The following is a 16,403-nucleotide window of genomic DNA, read 5'->3' on the forward strand; positions in this document are numbered from 1 at the left end:
GGGAAGTCGGCCGGGCCGACTTCCCACCCCTCTGACGGCCGGGGCTGGCATGATGGCGGGTATGACGATCTGCCGAAAGGCCGATGCCGCGTAAGCGGCCCGGCGCGCTGCGCGCGCACCCTGATCCCGCCCGCCGTTGGGAGACCGCCCCGCCGGTCCGGATTCACGGGCTTTCGACCTCGACCAGCCTCGCCGTCCATCGGTACGAGCAACTGGACAGGTCGTACTACGTGTTTCCGGGCGCGACCGAACGAGCCCTGCGGCGGTACCGGCAGTTCCTGAGCCCTCCCGGCACCCGCCCGCGCTATCCGAGGGCGCTTCACTGCACTTGCCGCGGCTGCTCGTTCGACGACGTGCGGCACGCCCGCGACGTCTTGGACGAGGTGCTGTCCGTTCTTCCGCCAGGGCCGCGCGCCGAGTTGGCCCGACTCGTCCGGCCCTTGGATGCCGCCTACCTCCGCCGCACCCTTCCCGATCCGCTCACCCGCTTCAGCTGGCCGGCCCCCTGGTGGTACCGCCGCCTCGGCGAGCGGTGGGAGTGCGGGAGTTGAGCGTAGTGGGAAGTCGGCCGGGCCGACTTCCCACACCGCACCGGGCGGTTACTCGTACCAGCGGGACTGAGTGCGACGAAACCACGTCCTACCAGGGGTTACAGCCAGCGCTGGGCGGCCTCGACGCTGTCGGCGCCGCTGGTGTTGAAGGCGACGGCGGCCTGTGGGGCGTGGCGGCGGACGAGGTTGACGACGAGTTCGAAGAAGGGCAGCGCCGGTTCGGGCTTGCGGATGCCGCCGCCGATGACGACGACGTCCCAGTCCCGGTCGGCGAGGGCGGCGGTGATCGCGGGCTCGGCGGTCTCATCGGGGGCGACCAGGGTCATCGCCGCGTCGAGGCCGTGCTCGGCGAAGCGGGCGAGTTCGGCGTCGAGGACGGCCCGCATGCCGTCGCCGTCCATGCCGGGGACGGCGTGCGGGTCGAAGCCGAGGATGAGAACGGTGGACATGACCGACAGGACGATCGGTCCGCCCGGTCGGGTTCCCGCGGGAGCGTCTTCCGGCTAGCGGACCTTGGAGGGCTCGGAAGGTTCGGAGGGCGCAGCCGTCGTCCGCAGCGGCACCGAGGCCCGCACCCTGAAGCCCTTCCCGCGCTCCCCCGGCCCGGTCTCCAGCCGCCCGCCGACCAGCGCCAGCCGCTCCTCCAGCCCGGACAGTCCGTTGCCCGGCTGGGACTTGCCCGGCCCCCGCCCGTCGTCGGTGATCTCCAGGACGGCGTACCGCTCGCCGCTCGTCTCCCAGCTCTCGTCCGCCGTCACCGTGCAGACGGTGGCGCCCTCGCCGTGCCGGACGATGTTGGTGACGGCCTCGCGCAGCGCCCAGGCCAGCGCGCCGGCCTCCTCGTCGGCCAGCGACGGCCAGGCGTCCACCAGCTCCGGCGCGGCCTCCAGCCGGACCTGCGCGGCGGCCAGGGCGGTCCGGGCGGCGGCGAGCTCGACCGGCAGGGTCGGACGGCGGAAGCCGGTGACGGCCTCCCGGACGTCGATCAGCGACTGGCGCGCGACCTGCTCGATGTCGGCGACCTGTGCCCGCGCCGCCTCGTCCTTGCCGGCGTCCATGAACCGCCCGGCCAGCTCGCTCTTCAGGGTGATCAGCGAGAGCGAGTGCCCGAGCAGGTCGTGCAGGTCGCGGGCGAGCCGCAGTCGCTCCTCGGAGGCGGCCAGGTGGGCGATGGCCGCGCGGGCCTCGCGCAGCTCCTTCATGGTGGCGACCAGCCGCTGCAGGCCGGTCATCGCGACACCGGAGAGGAAGGCGCTGAGGGCGAAGGTGGTGATGTTGTCCGCACTGGCGTGGATCAGCAGACCGACCACGGCGGCGAGCCCGGCCATGCCGCCGAGGGCGGCCAGCGCGTAGTTCGCCGGTGTGATGATCGCGACGCACACCGAGGCGTAGATGAAGAGGGTCAGGAAGGCTTCGCCGAGGACGAACGGGGCGGTGGCCGCGAGCACGACCATCGTCACGACGATCACCTGGCAGGCCCGCGGCCGCATCCCCGCCTGCGAACGGAAGATCACCAGCAGGATGTACGCCGCCACGAACGCGCCCAGGCAGCACCAGCCGAGCACCTGGGCCGCCGGGCTGTGGTGCCCGTTCAGCAGGTTGCCCGCCGGGTAGGCCAGGTAGGTCATCCACAGCAGCATCCAGGCGACCTTGACCAGCAGCTGCCGCCGGGTCTCCACCGGCGAGCCGGGGACGTTCATGAACGACGCGCGCGCCGCACCCGCCTCCGGCGATTCGTCGGGGCGGTGGGTCCGGCGCGCGTCACTCATACGGATCATCATGCCTGGCGGGTGTCACGGCGGTACAGCGTCGCGGCGGCGGCGACGAACACCGCGAGGAAGGCGGCCAGCCCGGCGACCGCGACCATGTCCTGTGAGTTCCCGGGCCGGGTGAAGGTGGCCAGCTTGTTGTACAGGAACACCGGGTTGAACCGGGCGAACTTCTCCAGCGAGTCGCTCACCGGGAACCAGGTGCCGCCGAGCAGCGACATCGCCATGTAGGTGATCATCACGATCGGCTGCACCGAGTCCGGCGCCGCCGCGTAGCCGAGCGCCACACCGAGCGCCGCGAAGACGAAGCTTCCCAGCCACAGCGCCGCCGCCAGCCCGATCCACTGGGCCACGCTCAGCGAGACGCCCTGGCTCAGGCCGACCGCGAAGACCACCAGGATCGCCGGCAGCGTGGTCACCGCGGTCGCCGCGATCTTGCCGACGGTGTACGCCCGGCCCGGCAGCGCGGTCAGCCGCAGCTGGCGCGTCCAGCCGGTCTTGCGCTCCAGTGAGATCCGCTGCGCGTTGCCGGTCAGCACCGCGCCGACCGCGCCGAAGGTGGCCATCGAGACCATGAAGTAGGTCTTCACCGGGAGGCCGCCGGCCTGGTTGGTGGAGCCGTAGGCGTGGATGAAGAAGAAATACATCAGCGCCGGGTAGGCGACGGTGAAGAACAGGTAGCGCCGGTTGCGGAGGGTCCGCAGGATCTCCAGCTTGATCAGGGTGGTCATCGCACGCTCTCCTTCGCGGCGCCGTCCTCGCGGTCCAGCTCGCCCGTGATGGTCAGGAAGGCCTGCTCCAGGCCCAGCCCGGCGACCTCCAGCCCGCGCGGGTACAGCCCCGCCCGGTAGATGCCGGCCACGCTCGCGTCGGCGTCCGCGGTCCGGATCCGCACCGTCCGCACCCCCGGGACCCTCGCGGTGACGTCCAGCGACTGCACGCCCGGCAGTGCGCGCAGCACGGCCTCCTCGAACTGGCCGGCGGCCGGGGCGAAGTCGGCGTCATGGAGTTCGAAGGCGATCCGACGGGCCCCGGCGCGCGCCTTGATCTCCGCGGAGCTGCCGTCGGCGATCAGCCGGCCCCGGTGCAGCACCAGGACGCGGTCGGCGATCGAGTCGGCCTCCTCCAGGTAGTGGGTGGCGAACAGCACCGTGCGACCGGCGTCGGCCTGCGCCCGCATGCTCGCCCAGAACGCCTGCCGGACACTGACGTCCATGCCGGTGGTGGGCTCGTCGAGCACGATCAGGTCGCTGTCGCCCGCGATCGCCAGGGCGAAGCGGACCCGCTGCTCCTGGCCGCCGGACAGCTTGTCGACCCGGCGGTCGGCGATCTCGGTGATCCCGGCGTCGGTCAGCACCCCCGTGACCGACCGACCACTCGGGTGCACCTCGCAGGCGAGCTCGACCAGCTCGCGGACCTTGACGTCGGTCATCAGCCCGCCGCTCTGCAGCATCGCGCCGACCCGGCCGGCCGCGATCGCCTCCCGCGGGGTGCCGCCGAACAGCGTGACGCTGCCCTGGTCGGGCTCGCGCAGGCCGAGCAGCAGGTCCAGGCTGGTGGACTTCCCGGCGCCGTTCGGGCCGAGCAGGGCGACGGTCTCGCCCGGCCGCAGCACGAGGTCCAGTCCGTCCACGGCGCGCACCCGCCCGTAGCTCTTGCCGACGCCGCGGAAGGCGGCCACCTCGGTACCCATCGCCCCGCTCCTCTCCCCTGAAGGTGTCGCGTGCGGCGCTGTCCGCACCACCTCAGAGTCCCGCACGGGCGGGGGCCGACGGCAGTGTCGGCCGTCGTGCCTTCGGTATGACGGATGTCATGCCGGCGGCCGGTACCCGCATCACGGGCACCGGCCGCGAAAGGGGCTGGTCAGGGGCGTTTGTCACAGGCGTTTGTCAGGGGCGTTTGTCAGGGGCGGAGGCCAGCGTTCCCCGCGAGGCCGGACGGACACGCTTCGAGCGTCGCGGCACAGGGGGAGCGGAATCGAGGAGACCGCCTCGGCGCCGCTCGGACGCGGGCCCTCGGTGGTTCGAGTTCCGACACCACGACCCGCTCCCCCTCCTCCGCTCACAGCCCCAGCGAGCGCTTCACGAAGTCGACCTGGAGCAGCAGCAGGTTCTCCGCGACCTCCTCCTGCGGGGTCATGTGGGTGACGCCCGACAGCGGCAGCACGGTGTGCGGGCGGCCGGCCGCGAGCAGTGCCGAGGAGAGCCGCAGGGTGTGGGCGGCCACCACGTTGTCGTCCGCGAGGCCGTGGATGATCATCAGCGGGCGCTCCAGCCCGGCCGCGTAGCCGTTCAGCGAGTTCGCCCGGTACACCTCGGGCCGCTCGGCCGGGTGGCCCAGGTAGCGCTCGGTGTAGTGGGTGTCGTACAGCTCCCAGTCGGTCACCGGCGCCCCGGCCACCGCCGCGTGGAACACGTCCGGGCGGCGCAGCACCGCGAGCGCGGAGAGGTAGCCGCCGTACGACCAGCCGCGGATGGCGACCCGGCCGAGGTCGAGCGGGAACTCCCCGGCGAGCGCCTGGAGCGCTTCCACCTGGTCGTCCAGGGTGGCCCCGGCGAAGTCGAAGGCGATCGACTTCTCCCAGGCCGGCCCGCGCCCGGGGGTGCCGCGGCCGTCGGCGACGATCACCGCGAAGCCCCGGTCGGCGAACCACTGCGAGTTGAGGTGCGGGTTGTGCGCCTGGACGACGCGCTGGCCGTGCGGGCCGCCGTACGGGTCCATCAGGACGGGCAGCAGGCCGTCGCGCTCGCGGTCGTAGCCGGTGGGCAGGAAGACGGCGGCCGGGATGCGGCGCTCGCCGGCGAAGCGGAAGACCGGGCGGGCGGTGATGACCGGGGTCTCGGCGTGGGAGGCGATGACGGCGACATCGTCGACCACCACGCCCTCCGGCAGGTCGCGGGCGACCTGGACCAGGGTGCCGGGCAGGTCGGGCTCGGCGGTGGCCCGGACGGTGATGCCACCCGCGTGCACCGCGCTGGTGACGGAGGTGAACGGACGGCCGTTGGAAGACTCCCAGGCCAGCCGCTTGCCGTCGTGGCTGATCCGGCCGACGGCGATCCAGCCGGGCTCGGGGTCGGTCTCCCCGGCACCGCCGGAGGCGCTGAAGAACACCTCCTCCTCGGTGACCGCGATGACCGACCGGACGTGCAGGTCGGCCCCGGTGACGGCCTGGTCGCCGACCACCAGCGCCCGCACGCCTCCCTCGTCGGAGATCCGGACCAGCTTGCCGTCCGGGGTCCAGGCCGGGACGCCCGGGAAGGCCTCCAGCCAGGCGTCGTCGCGCTCCTCGAACAGCGTCTCGGTGGCGCCGGTGGCCACGTCCAGGCCGAGGATGCGCTGTGCGCGCTGGTCGCGGGACTCGACCAGCAGCAGCGGCACGCCGCCCTTGGACCAGTGCACCCGGGCCAGGTACGGGAAGGCCTCGCGGTCCCAGGACACCTCGGTGCGCCCGCCGTGCAGGTCGAGCACCCAGAGGCCGACCTCGGCGTTGGCGGTGCCGGCCGCCGGGTAGGCGACCTCGGCGGGCTCGCGGTCCGGATTGGCCGGGTCGGCGATCCACCAGCGGCGCACCGGGCTGTCGTCGGCGCGCTCGACCAGCAGCCGGTCGCTCTCCGGGGACCACCAGAAGCCGCGGTCGCGGTCCATCTCCTCCTGGGCGATGAACTCGGCCTGCCCCCAGGTGACGTTCGGGCCGTCCGGCTCGGCGAGCGCCCGGTCGCCACCGCCGTCGGTGCGGGTCAGCCGCAGCTCGCCGACGGTGTTGGCGTAGGCGACGTGCGAGCCGTCCGGGGAGAGCCGCGGGTCCAACAGCGGTCCGCGGGCGGGCAGTTCGGCGGTGGCGCCGGTGGCCAGGTCGGCGGTGAACAGCCGGCCGGACAGCGCGAAGGCGGCCAGCCGACCGTCCGCGTCCAGGGCGTAGCCGACGATGCCGGCCGAGCCCTCGCGGCTGCGCTCACGACGGGCCTTCTCGGCCGGCGAGAGGTCCTCCTCGCCGCCGCCGAGCAGGACGGCCGGATCGGCGGCGATCCGCTCCTCGCCGGTGGCGGTGTCGAGGGTCCAGAGCAGGTTGGCCCGGTCGCTGCCCGAGCGCGAGCGGAGGAAGACGACCCGCGAGCCGTCCGGTGCGACGGAGAAGGAGCGGGGCGCGCCGACGGTGTAGCGCAGGGTCCGCGCGTACTGCCGGGGGAAGGTGTCCGCAGGGGTGTGGGAGGTCATGGCACCAGACCCTACGACGACGGACTCTCACTGCCGGGTGACTGGTGATCACTCGTTCGGAGCATCGTTCCCAAGTACGCCCTAAAGGGGTCCAAACCCCCTCCGACCGGCCCATGCGCCCCGGGAGCGCCTCGATGCCCCGGCACGCGCGGACTCACTGAATGTAATGCTCCCCTTACCCATCGGGTATGACTGGTCGGGCGAGTGATCGTCGGACCCGTCCCGGCCCCCGGTCACCCGCCCCCCGATTCCCGTACGGTCCCACCGCCGCCCTCCCCAGGGGTCGGCGCCCGAGAAGGGGCATGAGCCGACATGGCCATGAACATCTCCGCAGTCGTGCTGATGCTGACGATCGTGGTGGTGCTGATCCGCCGCTCCAGCCTGAAGCTGGCGCACGCCATCGTCTGCGCACTGCTCGGCTTCTACCTGGCCTCCAGCTCGATCGCCCCGTCGATCACCCAGGTCACCACCAACCTCGCCGGAATGATCAACGGCCTGAAGCTCTAGCACCCTCCGGCCGGTGGACACGGGCCTGCCGCCGCCCCGCCCGCCCTCCGGGCGGACGACGCGAGTTCAGCGGCAGGCCCTAGGCTTCCTCCCATGACCGCGACTACCGGCCGCAGCCTCCTCCTGGTCCACGCCCATCCCGACGACGAGTCGATCGGCAACGGCGCCACCATGGCCCGGTACGCCGCCGAGGGCACCCGGGTGACGCTGGTGACCTGCACCCTCGGCGAGGGCGGCGAGGTGATCCCGCCTGGGCTGGCCCATCTGACGGCCGATCGGGAGGACGCCCTCGGCGCTCACCGGATCGGCGAGTTGACCGAGGCGATGCGCGCCCTCGGCGTCACCGACTTCCGCTTCCTCGGCGGCCCGGGGCGCTATCGCGACTCCGGGATGATGGGCGTGCCCGACAACGACGTCCCCGGCTGCTTCTGGCGGGCCGACGTGGACGAGGCGGCCGGCCACCTGGTCGCGGTGATCCGCGAGGTGCGGCCGCAGGTGCTGGTCACCTACGACGAGAACGGCGGCTACGGGCACCCGGACCACATCCAGGCGCACCGGGTCGCGATGCGCGCGTACGAGCTGGCCGCCGACCCGGCGCACCGCCCGGAGCTGGGCGGGGCCTGGCGGATCGCCAAGGTGTACTGGAACCGGATGCCCCGCTCGGTGATCGAGGCCGGGCTCGCCGAGGCCGCCGCCGGGGCGTCCTTCCCCGGCGTCGCCCAGCCCGCCGACGTGCCCGGGGTGGTGGCCGACGAGGCGGTCACCACGGTGCTGGACGGCACCGCGTACGTCGGCCGCAAGGCCGCCGCGCTGGCCGCACACGCCACCCAGATCACCGTGGACGGCGCCTTCTTCGCGCTCTCCAACGACCTCGGCCAGCCCCTGTTCGCCACCGAGTACTACCAGCTGGTGCACGGCCAGGCCGGGCCGGAGCGGCCCGAGCGCGACCTGTTCGCGGGCCTGGACCACGTCACCGCGACCGCCACTGAGGGGAGCGCCCGATGACCGCGCCCGCCGCGCCGCCGCGCCGCTCGTTCGCGGCGGCCGTCCTCGGCACCCAGAAGGAGCGGCTGGCCGAGCCTCAACCCCCGCGCGCCGTCCGGATCGCGGTGTATGTCCTGTTCTTCCTGCTGGGCATCGCGGTGTCGATCTGCGGATCCTTTGTGCAGGCCCTGTGGCCGCCGGTGGGAGTTCTACTGGCGCTCGCCGCGAGCGCCGCGACCTTCTACGCGGGTCTGCGGATCACCGGCACCCGGCTCGGCGCCGCGATGCCCGCGGCCGGCTGGTTCCTGGCGATGCTGCTGATGATGGTGCCCCGGCCGGAGGGCGACAACGTGCTGTGGTCCAACGCCACCTCGCTGGCCTGGCTGTTCGCCGGCTCGGTCCTGGGCGTGATCTGCGCCACCCTGCCCACCCGAAACAGCTGGCTGCCCGGGGTGCCCAACCCCCCGCGCTGACCCCGCCCGCGAACGGCGTACGGTACCGCGTACGACGCGCAGTCAGGGCCACACGGCCGTACTCTCATACCGGAGGAACCGGACGTATCAGGATCTGTCCGAAGCCGTTCACCGCTCAGTTCTTCCCAGTATGGTGGTCCCGCAGTACGACGTCCCCGACCGCCGCCCGCCCGCCCAAGGCCCGGCGACCACGAACCGCGGTCGCGCCGCACGGCCCGCCCGCGAACCCGGAGCAGAGCAGCATTGAGCAGCCGCGAATCTGACAACGCCAACCCGACGCCCCGGCGTACGGGTCCGGACGCCTACCCGTCGGGCACGCCGCCCTACGGCACCCCGGGCCTCCCCGGCGGCGACCACGGCGCCGCGTCGGGCGGCGAGGACGACGGGCCGAAGACCGAGACCACCCTGACCACCCGGGTCCGGATCAACATCCCCGGCTCGCGCCCGATCCCGCCGGTCGTCGTCCGCAGCACCGTCAAGAACGAGGACGGCCCGGGCGACCAGGCCCCGGCCGCCGCCGAACCGGGCGGCCCGCGGCACCGCTCCGCGCCCGCCTCGCCCGTCCTCGGCGTGATGGACGGCGGCGGCACGGCCACCCCGCCGAACCTGCCGCCGGAGTGGCAGATCCCGCCGATCCCGCCGGCGACCTCCGAGTCCGAGTCCACCGGCGCCTGGTTCCGGCCGCGGCAGAAGAAGGCCGCCGAGCCCACCCCGGCCGCCGTGCCGGCCGGCGCCCCGAGCGCGCCGGAGGCCGCGGTCGCGCCCGGCACCGTCGCCGAGGCCCGTCCGCAGGGCGCCCCGAACGGCGCCCGACCGGCCGGGGCCGCCGCTGCGGCCCGTCCGAACGGCCGCCCGGTGCCCGCCCCGGGCAAGTCGCCGAACCAGGCCGCTCCCGCGCCCGCTTCGCCGTACGGCGTCGAGGCGCCGGCCGAGGAGCCCGGCGTGTACGAGGCCGCCGACCCCTTCGCGCCGGTCGCCGACCCGTTCGCCCCGACCGGCCCCGACGCCGGTGCGCGCGGCCCGCGCGGCGGCCGCCGCCAGCAGCAGGCCCCGCAGCCGAACGCGGCCCGGCAGGACACGCCCCAGTCGAACCAGCCGAACGGCCCCCGGCCGAACCGGCGGCAGCAGAACGGTCCGCAGGGCGCGCCGGGGCTGAACGGCCGCCCGCAGGGCCCGGCCGCCGAGCCCGGCCCGGAGGACACCTCCGTGGACGGCTTCGCGCCGATCCGGGGGAACACCCCGCCGCAGGCCGCCATACCCGGCCTGCCCCGCAACGGCGCCCCGCGCGGCGCCGACGCCCGTCCGCAGCCGGGCCTGTTCGCCTCGGCCCCGACCGGCGCCGACCCGTTCGCCACCCAGCGTCCGGCCGCCCCCGGCCAGGACCCCTTCGGCGCCCCGGCGGCCCCCGGCGGGCTCTTCCCGGGCGCGCCGCAGCCCGCCCCGGGTGGCCCCCGGCAGACCGGCCGCGACCCGGAGGCCACCGCGGTCACCCCGCTGCCGACCTCGGGCCCCGGGGCGACCCAGCCCGCTCCGGGTGCTCCGGGCGGTCCCGCCGGTCCCGTTCCGCCCGGCCCCGCCGCGCAGTCCGCCCCCGCGCCCGCCCCGGCTCCGGCCAAGACCGAACCGGCCGCCCCCGCCAAGGGCAAGGGCAAGGGCAAGGGCGGCGGCGCCAAGAAGCTGGTCAAGCTCGGCGTCTACGCGATCGGCGGTGTACTCTTCCTCGGCGCCGCCGCGTACGGCACCGGCCTGATGCTGAACCAGTCGGACGTCCCCAAGGGCACCGTGGTGCTCGGCACCGACATCGGCGGCAACAGCCGCGACCAGGCGATCCACGCCCTGGACGACTCGGTCGGCAAGGCCGGGCAGCAGCCGCTCAAGCTGAAGATCGGCGACCAGACCGTCAACCTCGACCCGACGGTCGCCGGACTGAGCTTCGACACCACGGCCACCGTGGACGGCCTCGCCGCGCACAGCTACAACCCGGTCGACGTCATCAAGTCGCTCCAGGGCGGCAGCAAGGCGGTCGCGCCGGAGGTCCGGGTCGACCGGGCCAAGCTCAAGGCCGCACTGGACTCGCTGGCGGCCGGCTCGGGCCAGGGCCTGCAGGAGGGCTACGTCAAGTTCGCCGACAACGGCGACCCGGTCGTGGTCCCCGGCAAGGCCGGCCAGGCGGTGGACTCCAACGCCGCCCTGGACGTGGTCGAGCAGGCCTACCGCGACCGCGCCGCCGGCAAGCCCGACCAGCCGATCGCACTCGCCGTCACGGCCGCCCAGCCCAAGGTCTCCACCCAGGCCCTGCAGGCCGCCGCGGACAGCCTCGGCAAGCAGGTCACCAACGGCAAGATCCACATCGTGGCCGGCGCCAAGCCCTGGGAATTCGGCGGCAAGACCGCCGCCAAGGCGCTCACGCTGGTTCCGGACGTCTCCGGCAAGATCGTGCCCAAGTGGGACCTCGACGCGCTGAACTCCCAGCTGAACGGCGTGTTCGACAAGGTGAAGGTCAAGAAGAACGGGCAGTCCGGCACGGTCACCCCGCAGGACGTCGCGGACGCCATCACCTCGCTGTTCGACAAGACCGGCGACAAGGACCGCACCTTCAAGTTCCCCGCCGCCTGACGGACCGGACACGAACGAGGGGCGGGCCCGCTGCCGCTATGACGGCAGGCGTCCCGCCCCTCGACAACTCCCCCTTCCGGTCAGCAAGATGTGACGCCACACCTTCCGTCACAGCAACCCCGGGAGCCACGCCGATGGGCCGCCGCCTCCAGCACCACCGGACGGCACTGCTCGCCGGTCTCGCCGTCCTGACCCTCTCGCTCACGCTCTGCTCCTGCTCCTCCGGGCCGGGCGGCGCCGCCGCGGACGCGATGCCGAGCGCCGCCGGGGTACCCAAGCTCACCTCGATCGACATCAACCAGCACGACCGCACCCAGCTGCGCCAGGGCGGCACCCTGAACCTGGCGATCACCCAGTTCTCCCACCAGTGGTCGCCGATCCACACCGACGGCAGCGAGTCCTCGACCATCGCCGTCACCAAGCCGCTGCTGCCGACGTTCTTCCGCTCGGACGCGGCCGGCACCCAGACCGTCAACCCGGCCTACCTGCAGGACGCGCACGCCGACATCAAGGACGGCCGGCAGGTGGTCACATGGACCCTCAACCCGAAGGCCCACTGGTCCGACGGCACCCCGATCACCTGGCGCGACATCGAGGCGAACTGGCGCGCGCTGAACGGCAAGGACCCGGCCTACCGGCCCTCCAGCAGCACCGGCTTCGAGCTGGTCTCCTCGGTCGAGCGGGGCAAGGACGACTTCCAGGCCGTGATGACCTTCGACCGGCCGTTCTCCGAGTGGCAATCGATGTTCAACGGCGCCGCCAACGCCCCGCTGCTGCCGGCCACCAAGATCGCCACCCCGGACCTGTTCAACTCGGCCTACCTGGACGCGATCCCGCTCACCGCCGGCCCGTTCAAGGTCGAGGCGCTGGACCGTGCCGCGCAGACCGTCACCCTGGTCGCCGACCCCACCTGGTGGGGCGACAAGCCGATGCTGGACCGGATCGTCTTCCACGCCATGACGCCGGACGCGATGCGCGCCGCCTTCGCCAAGGGCGAGATCGACCTCTTCAACAACGGCCCCGACCTAGCCGGCTACCAGGTCATCAAGAACACCAAGGGCGCGGCCGTCCGCCGGGCCGGCGGGCCGGACTTCCGGCAGATCACCCTGAACGCCCGTACCCCGGCGCTCAGCGACCCGTCCGTCCGCCAGGCCGTGTTCCAGGCGATCAACCGGGACGCACTGATCCGCTCCGACCTCAACGGCCTGGACTGGCCCGGCGTCCCGCTCAACAACCACCTGCTGGCCGCCAACCAGAACGGCTACCGGGACAACTCCCTCGGCCTGTCCCGCTTCGACCCCGCCGAGGCCGCCCGCAAGCTGGACGCGGCCGGCTGGAAGCTCGACGGCGACGTCCGCAAGAAGGACGGCCATGAGCTGAACCTGCGGATGATCGTCCCGGCCGGGGTCGCGTTGGCCCAGAACGAGGCGACCGGCGTCACCAAGATGCTCAAGGACGTCGGGATCAAGGTCACCACGGTGACCGCCGCCGCCAACGAGTTCTTCGACAAGTACATCAACCACAACGACTTCGACCTGGCCGCCTACGCCCTGCTCGGCACCCCGTTCCCGGCCAGCGGCAGCCGGGCCGGCTTCGCCCAGAACGGCGGCGCCAATCACGTCGGCGCCGGCAGCCCGGCCGCGGACGCCGCCCTCGACCGGGCCGCCGCCGCGACCGACGCCGCGACCGCCTCCGAGGCGATCAACCAGGCCGACGGCGAGCTGTGGAAGGTCGCCGGCGTGCTGCCGCTCTACCAGCGCCCGCAGCTGTACGGCGCCCGCGCCGACCTGGCCAACATCGGCGCGCAGGGACTGTCCGACATCGCCTGGGAGAACGTCGGCTTCACCAAGTAGGGCCGCCTGGCGCCGAGTCGGCCGGCAACGGTCAGCCGTGCAGCGTCTCCCGCCAGTAGTGGCAGGCGCTGCGCCGGCCCGGCAGCTCGGCGCCCTCCTCGTCCACCACCGGTACCAGCGGTGGGAGTTCGGCCAGGCAGCGGTCCTGCACCCGGTCACAGCGCGGATTGAAGGCGCAGCCCTGCGGGATCCGCAGCAGGCTGGGCGGCAGGCCCTTGATGGCGTGCAGGTTCCGGCCCTTCTGGTCCAGCCGCGGAATGGAGTCCAACAGTCCCCGGGTGTACGGGTGGGCCGGGCGCGCGTACAGCTCGCGGACCGGCGCGGTCTCGACGATCCGGCCCGCGTACATCACGGCGATCTTGTCCGCGACGTCGGCGACCACGCCCAGGTCGTGGGTGATCAGGATCAGGCCCATGTTGAACTCGGCCTGGAGGTCGGCCAGCAGGTCCATCACCTGGGCCTGCACGGTCACGTCCAGGGCGGTGGTGGGCTCGTCCGCGATGATCAGGTCCGGCTCCAGCGAGAGCGCCATCGCGATCATGATGCGCTGGCGCATCCCGCCGGAGAACTGGTGCGGGAAGTCGCCGACCCGCTGCCGGGCGGCGGGGATGCGCACCCGGTCCATCAGCTCGACGGCCTTCTCCCGGGCCTCCTTGCGGGAGAGCCCCTGGTGCACCCGGAACATCTCACCGAGTTGGTAGCCCACGCTGAGCACCGGGTTGAGGGCGGACAGCGCATCCTGGAAGATCATCGCGATCCGCTGGCCCCGGACGGCCCGCCGGGCCTTGGACTGCATGGTCAGCAGGTCCTCGCCGCGGAACAGGATCCGCCCCGAGGTGATCTTCCCGGGCGGCACGTCCAGGATGCCCATGATCGCCTGCGCGGTCACCGACTTGCCGGAGCCGGACTCGCCCAGCACCGCCAGCGTCTCCCCCGCCGACACCGAGTAGCTCACCCCGTTGACGGCCCTGGCCACACCGTCCTGGGTGTGGAACTCGACGTGCAGGTCCTCGACCTCCAGCAACGGGGTCCCGGGCACCAGGCTCGCCCGACCGCCGCCGACCACTTCCACCGCGTCCATGTGAGCAGCCCTCCTCAGCACAGCAGCGACCATCGATAGGCGCCTAGCAACTATCAATGACCGGAGCACACTTGGGGAGAGCACGGCAGATCTCGGTTCCATCACGGCACAGGGCGCGCCCTCGCTCCGAGGACGCGCCCTGAGGACGACCGGGTCAGCTGCCGCCCGGCCCGTCCTCCCGCTCGGCGGCGTCCTGCCCGTTCTCGCGCTCCGCCGCACTCCGCCCGATCTCGCGCTCCGCGGCGAAATGGCAAGCCGAGGCGTGGAAGGCCGCACCCTTCAGCCAGCTCGGTGCGGCGAGCAGCGGGATCTCCACCGCGCAGCGCTCCTGCGCCTTCCAGCACCGGGTCCGGAACCGGCACCCCGACGGCGGGTTGGCCGGCGAGGGCACGTCCCCGGTGAGCACGATCCGGTCCCGGGACTCGCGCGCCGTCGGGTCCGGCACCGGTACGGCGGACAGCAGCGCCTGGGTGTACGGGTGGGTCGCGTGGTCGTAGATCTCCGCGTCGCTGCCGATCTCGACCATCTTCCCCAGGTACATCACCCCCACCCGGTCCGAGATGTGCCGGACGATGGAGAGGTCGTGCGCGATGAACATGTACGACAGGTTGAACTCGCCCTGCAGCTGTTCCAGCAGGTTGATCACCTGCGCCTGCACCGACACGTCCAGCGCCGAGACCGGCTCGTCACAGATGATGATCTCCGGCTTGAGCGCCAACCCCCGTGCGATGCCGATGCGCTGGCGCTGGCCGCCGGAGAACTGGTGCGGATACCGGTTGATGTACTCGGGGTTGAGCCCGACCACGTCCAGCAGGTCCTGGACGGCCTTGCGGCGGTCGCCCTTCGGCGCCACCTCCGGGTGGATCTCGAACGGCTCACCGATGATGTCGCCGACCGTCATCCGCGGGTTGAGCGAGGTGTACGGGTCCTGGAACACCATCTGGATGTTGCGCCGGACGGCCTTCAGCGCGGAGCCGGACAACCAGGAGATCTCCTCCCCCTTGTACCGGACCGAGCCGCCGGTGGCCGGTTCCAGGTTCATCAGCACCTTGGCCAGCGTGGACTTCCCGCAGCCGGACTCGCCGACGATGCCGAGCGTCTCGCCCTGCATCAGGTCGAAGCTGACCCCGTCCACCGCCTTGACCGCGCCGACCTGCTTCTTGAACAGCACGCCCTTGGTGAGCGGGAAGTGCTTGACCAGCTCCCGCACCTCGAGGATCGGCTCGCCGCGCGGCACCTCCTGGTTGAACGCGGCCTCCTCCGGCACCACCGCGCCCAGTGCGCTAGCCCCGTTACCGGTCATGGAGGGTCTCCTTCCAGAAGAAGCAGGCGCTGCCGCGCCCCTCCAGCGGCGTGCCGTCCTCCTCGGCGACCGGGAAGAGCTCCGGCACCTCGGCCCGGCAGATGTCCTGCGCCCGGGGGCAGCGCGGGTTGAACGCGCAGCCCGCGGGGATCCGCAGCAGGTTGGGCGGCAGGCCCTTGATGGCGTAGAGCTCCTGGCCCTTCTGGTCCAGCCGCGGAATCGAGTCCAGCAGCCCCCTGGTGTACGGGTGTGCGGGCCGGGCGTAGAGCTCGTGCACCGGGGCGGTCTCGACGATCCGGCCCGCGTACATCACCGCGATCTTGTCCGCGACGTCGGCGACCACGCCGAGGTCGTGGGTGATCAGGATGAGCCCCATGTGGAACTCGGCCTGGAGTTCGGCCAGCAGGTCCATCACCTGGGCCTGCACCGTCACGTCCAGGGCGGTGGTGGGCTCGTCCGCGATGATCAGGTCCGGCTCCAGGGCCAGCGCCATCGCGATCATGATGCGCTGGCGCATACCGCCGGAGAACTGGTGCGGGTAGTCGTTCACCCGTTGCTTGGCCGCCGGGATGCGTACCCGCTCCATCAGCTCGACGGCCTTCGCCTTGGCCTCCGCGCGGGAGACGCCCCTGTGGGCCCGGAACATCTCGCCGAGCTGGAAACCCACGTTGAGCACCGGGTTGAGGGCGGACAGCGCGTCCTGGAAGATCATCGCGATCCGCTGGCCGCGGATCCTCCGCCGCTCGTCCTTGCCCATCTTCAGCATGTCCTGGCCGCGGAAGCGGATCTCGCCGCGCGGGATGCGGGCAGGCGGCATGTCCAGGATGCCCATGATCGCCTGCGCCGTCACCGACTTGCCGGAGCCGGACTCGCCCAGCACCGCCAGCGTCTCCCCCGCCCGGACGCTGTAGTTGACCCCGTTGACGGCCCGGGCCACGCCGTCCCGGGTGACGAACTCGACGTGCAGGTCCCGTACGTCGAGCAGCGGCCCCTCGTACGGCGCCTCCCGCTCGCGCTTGGTGGTGTCCACAGCTGTAGTCACGATGCGCTC

At 72.7% G+C, this 16,403-nt stretch carries 14 protein-coding genes; 6 read left to right on the forward strand and 8 right to left on the reverse strand.

The features are described 5' to 3' along the window. Positions 1-83: 83 nt before the first annotated feature. Entirely contained in the window at positions 84-551 is a 468-nt protein-coding gene (locus ABZW30_RS11630; protein ID WP_355670882.1) for a hypothetical protein, read from the forward strand. 98 nt (positions 552-649) lie between these two features. On the opposite strand, the gene ABZW30_RS11635 is transcribed toward ABZW30_RS11630, so the two are convergent. The 5 genes from ABZW30_RS11635 to ABZW30_RS11655 form a co-directional block, all read right to left on the reverse strand. Then, positions 650-1,000 carry a hypothetical protein gene (locus ABZW30_RS11635; protein WP_355670883.1) on the reverse strand — a complete coding sequence of 117 codons (351 nt, stop codon included), beginning with the start codon at positions 998-1,000 and terminating at the stop codon, positions 650-652. Positions 1,001-1,054: 54 nt separating this feature from the next. Further along, positions 1,055-2,320, reverse strand: a complete 1,266-nt coding sequence (locus tag ABZW30_RS11640; protein ID WP_355670884.1) for a sensor histidine kinase — start codon at positions 2,318-2,320, stop codon at positions 1,055-1,057. A gap of 8 nt (positions 2,321-2,328) precedes the next feature. Beyond that, positions 2,329-3,051: an ABC transporter permease gene (locus tag ABZW30_RS11645; RefSeq protein WP_355670885.1), complete on the reverse strand. Its 723-nt coding sequence runs from the start codon at positions 3,049-3,051 to the stop codon at positions 2,329-2,331. Next, positions 3,048-4,013, reverse strand: coding sequence for an ABC transporter ATP-binding protein (locus ABZW30_RS11650; protein WP_355670886.1), 966 nt, complete (start codon positions 4,011-4,013; stop codon positions 3,048-3,050). The genes ABZW30_RS11645 and ABZW30_RS11650 overlap by 4 nt, the downstream gene beginning before the upstream one ends. A gap of 368 nt (positions 4,014-4,381) precedes the next feature. Beyond that, positions 4,382-6,535 carry a prolyl oligopeptidase family serine peptidase gene (locus ABZW30_RS11655; protein WP_355670887.1) on the reverse strand — a complete coding sequence of 718 codons (2,154 nt, stop codon included), beginning with the start codon at positions 6,533-6,535 and terminating at the stop codon, positions 4,382-4,384. Between the two features lie 312 nt (positions 6,536-6,847). Between ABZW30_RS11655 and ABZW30_RS11660 the strand changes: the two genes are divergently transcribed. The 5 genes from ABZW30_RS11660 to ABZW30_RS11680 all read left to right on the forward strand — a co-directional run bounded on the left by ABZW30_RS11660 (position 6,848) and on the right by ABZW30_RS11680 (position 12,968). Next, positions 6,848-7,042 carry a DUF2304 family protein gene (locus ABZW30_RS11660; protein ID WP_355670888.1) on the forward strand — a complete coding sequence of 65 codons (195 nt, stop codon included), beginning with the start codon at positions 6,848-6,850 and terminating at the stop codon, positions 7,040-7,042. A gap of 93 nt (positions 7,043-7,135) precedes the next feature. Continuing rightward, the gene (gene mshB, locus ABZW30_RS11665; protein ID WP_355670889.1) at positions 7,136-8,047 is read left to right on the forward strand and encodes an N-acetyl-1-D-myo-inositol-2-amino-2-deoxy-alpha-D-glucopyranoside deacetylase; all 912 of its coding nucleotides are present in this window, start codon (positions 7,136-7,138) and stop codon (positions 8,045-8,047) included. Continuing rightward, complete coding sequence (locus ABZW30_RS11670; RefSeq protein WP_355670890.1) at positions 8,044-8,499, forward strand: DUF6113 family protein; 456 nt, start codon at positions 8,044-8,046, stop codon at positions 8,497-8,499. The genes mshB and ABZW30_RS11670 overlap by 4 nt, the downstream gene beginning before the upstream one ends. 243 nt (positions 8,500-8,742) lie before the next feature. Then, positions 8,743-11,115 (forward strand): peptidoglycan binding domain-containing protein, encoded by a 2,373-nt coding sequence (locus ABZW30_RS11675; protein WP_355670891.1) that lies wholly within the window; start codon positions 8,743-8,745, stop codon positions 11,113-11,115. Between the two features lie 134 nt (positions 11,116-11,249). Beyond that, positions 11,250-12,968, forward strand: a complete 1,719-nt coding sequence (locus ABZW30_RS11680; RefSeq protein WP_355670892.1) for an ABC transporter family substrate-binding protein — start codon at positions 11,250-11,252, stop codon at positions 12,966-12,968. Between the two features lie 31 nt (positions 12,969-12,999). Here the strand turns inward: ABZW30_RS11680 and ABZW30_RS11685 are convergent, their stop codons facing one another. From ABZW30_RS11685 to ABZW30_RS11695, 3 genes are all read right to left on the reverse strand, one after another. Beyond that, on the reverse strand, positions 13,000-14,049 hold the full coding sequence (locus ABZW30_RS11685; RefSeq protein WP_355670893.1) for an ABC transporter ATP-binding protein: 1,050 nt from the start codon (positions 14,047-14,049) through the stop codon (positions 13,000-13,002). A gap of 154 nt (positions 14,050-14,203) precedes the next feature. Continuing rightward, entirely contained in the window at positions 14,204-15,352 is a 1,149-nt protein-coding gene (locus ABZW30_RS11690; protein ID WP_355670894.1) for a dipeptide ABC transporter ATP-binding protein, read from the reverse strand. Next, on the reverse strand, positions 15,342-16,394 hold the full coding sequence (locus ABZW30_RS11695) for an ABC transporter ATP-binding protein (RefSeq protein ID WP_355670895.1): 1,053 nt from the start codon (positions 16,392-16,394) through the stop codon (positions 15,342-15,344). The genes ABZW30_RS11690 and ABZW30_RS11695 overlap by 11 nt, the downstream gene beginning before the upstream one ends. Positions 16,395-16,403: the final 9 nt, after the last annotated feature.

The organism is Kitasatospora sp. NPDC004669 (genome assembly GCF_040609455.1).
In the GTDB taxonomy this organism is placed as follows: Bacteria; Actinomycetota; Actinomycetes; order Streptomycetales; family Streptomycetaceae; genus Kitasatospora.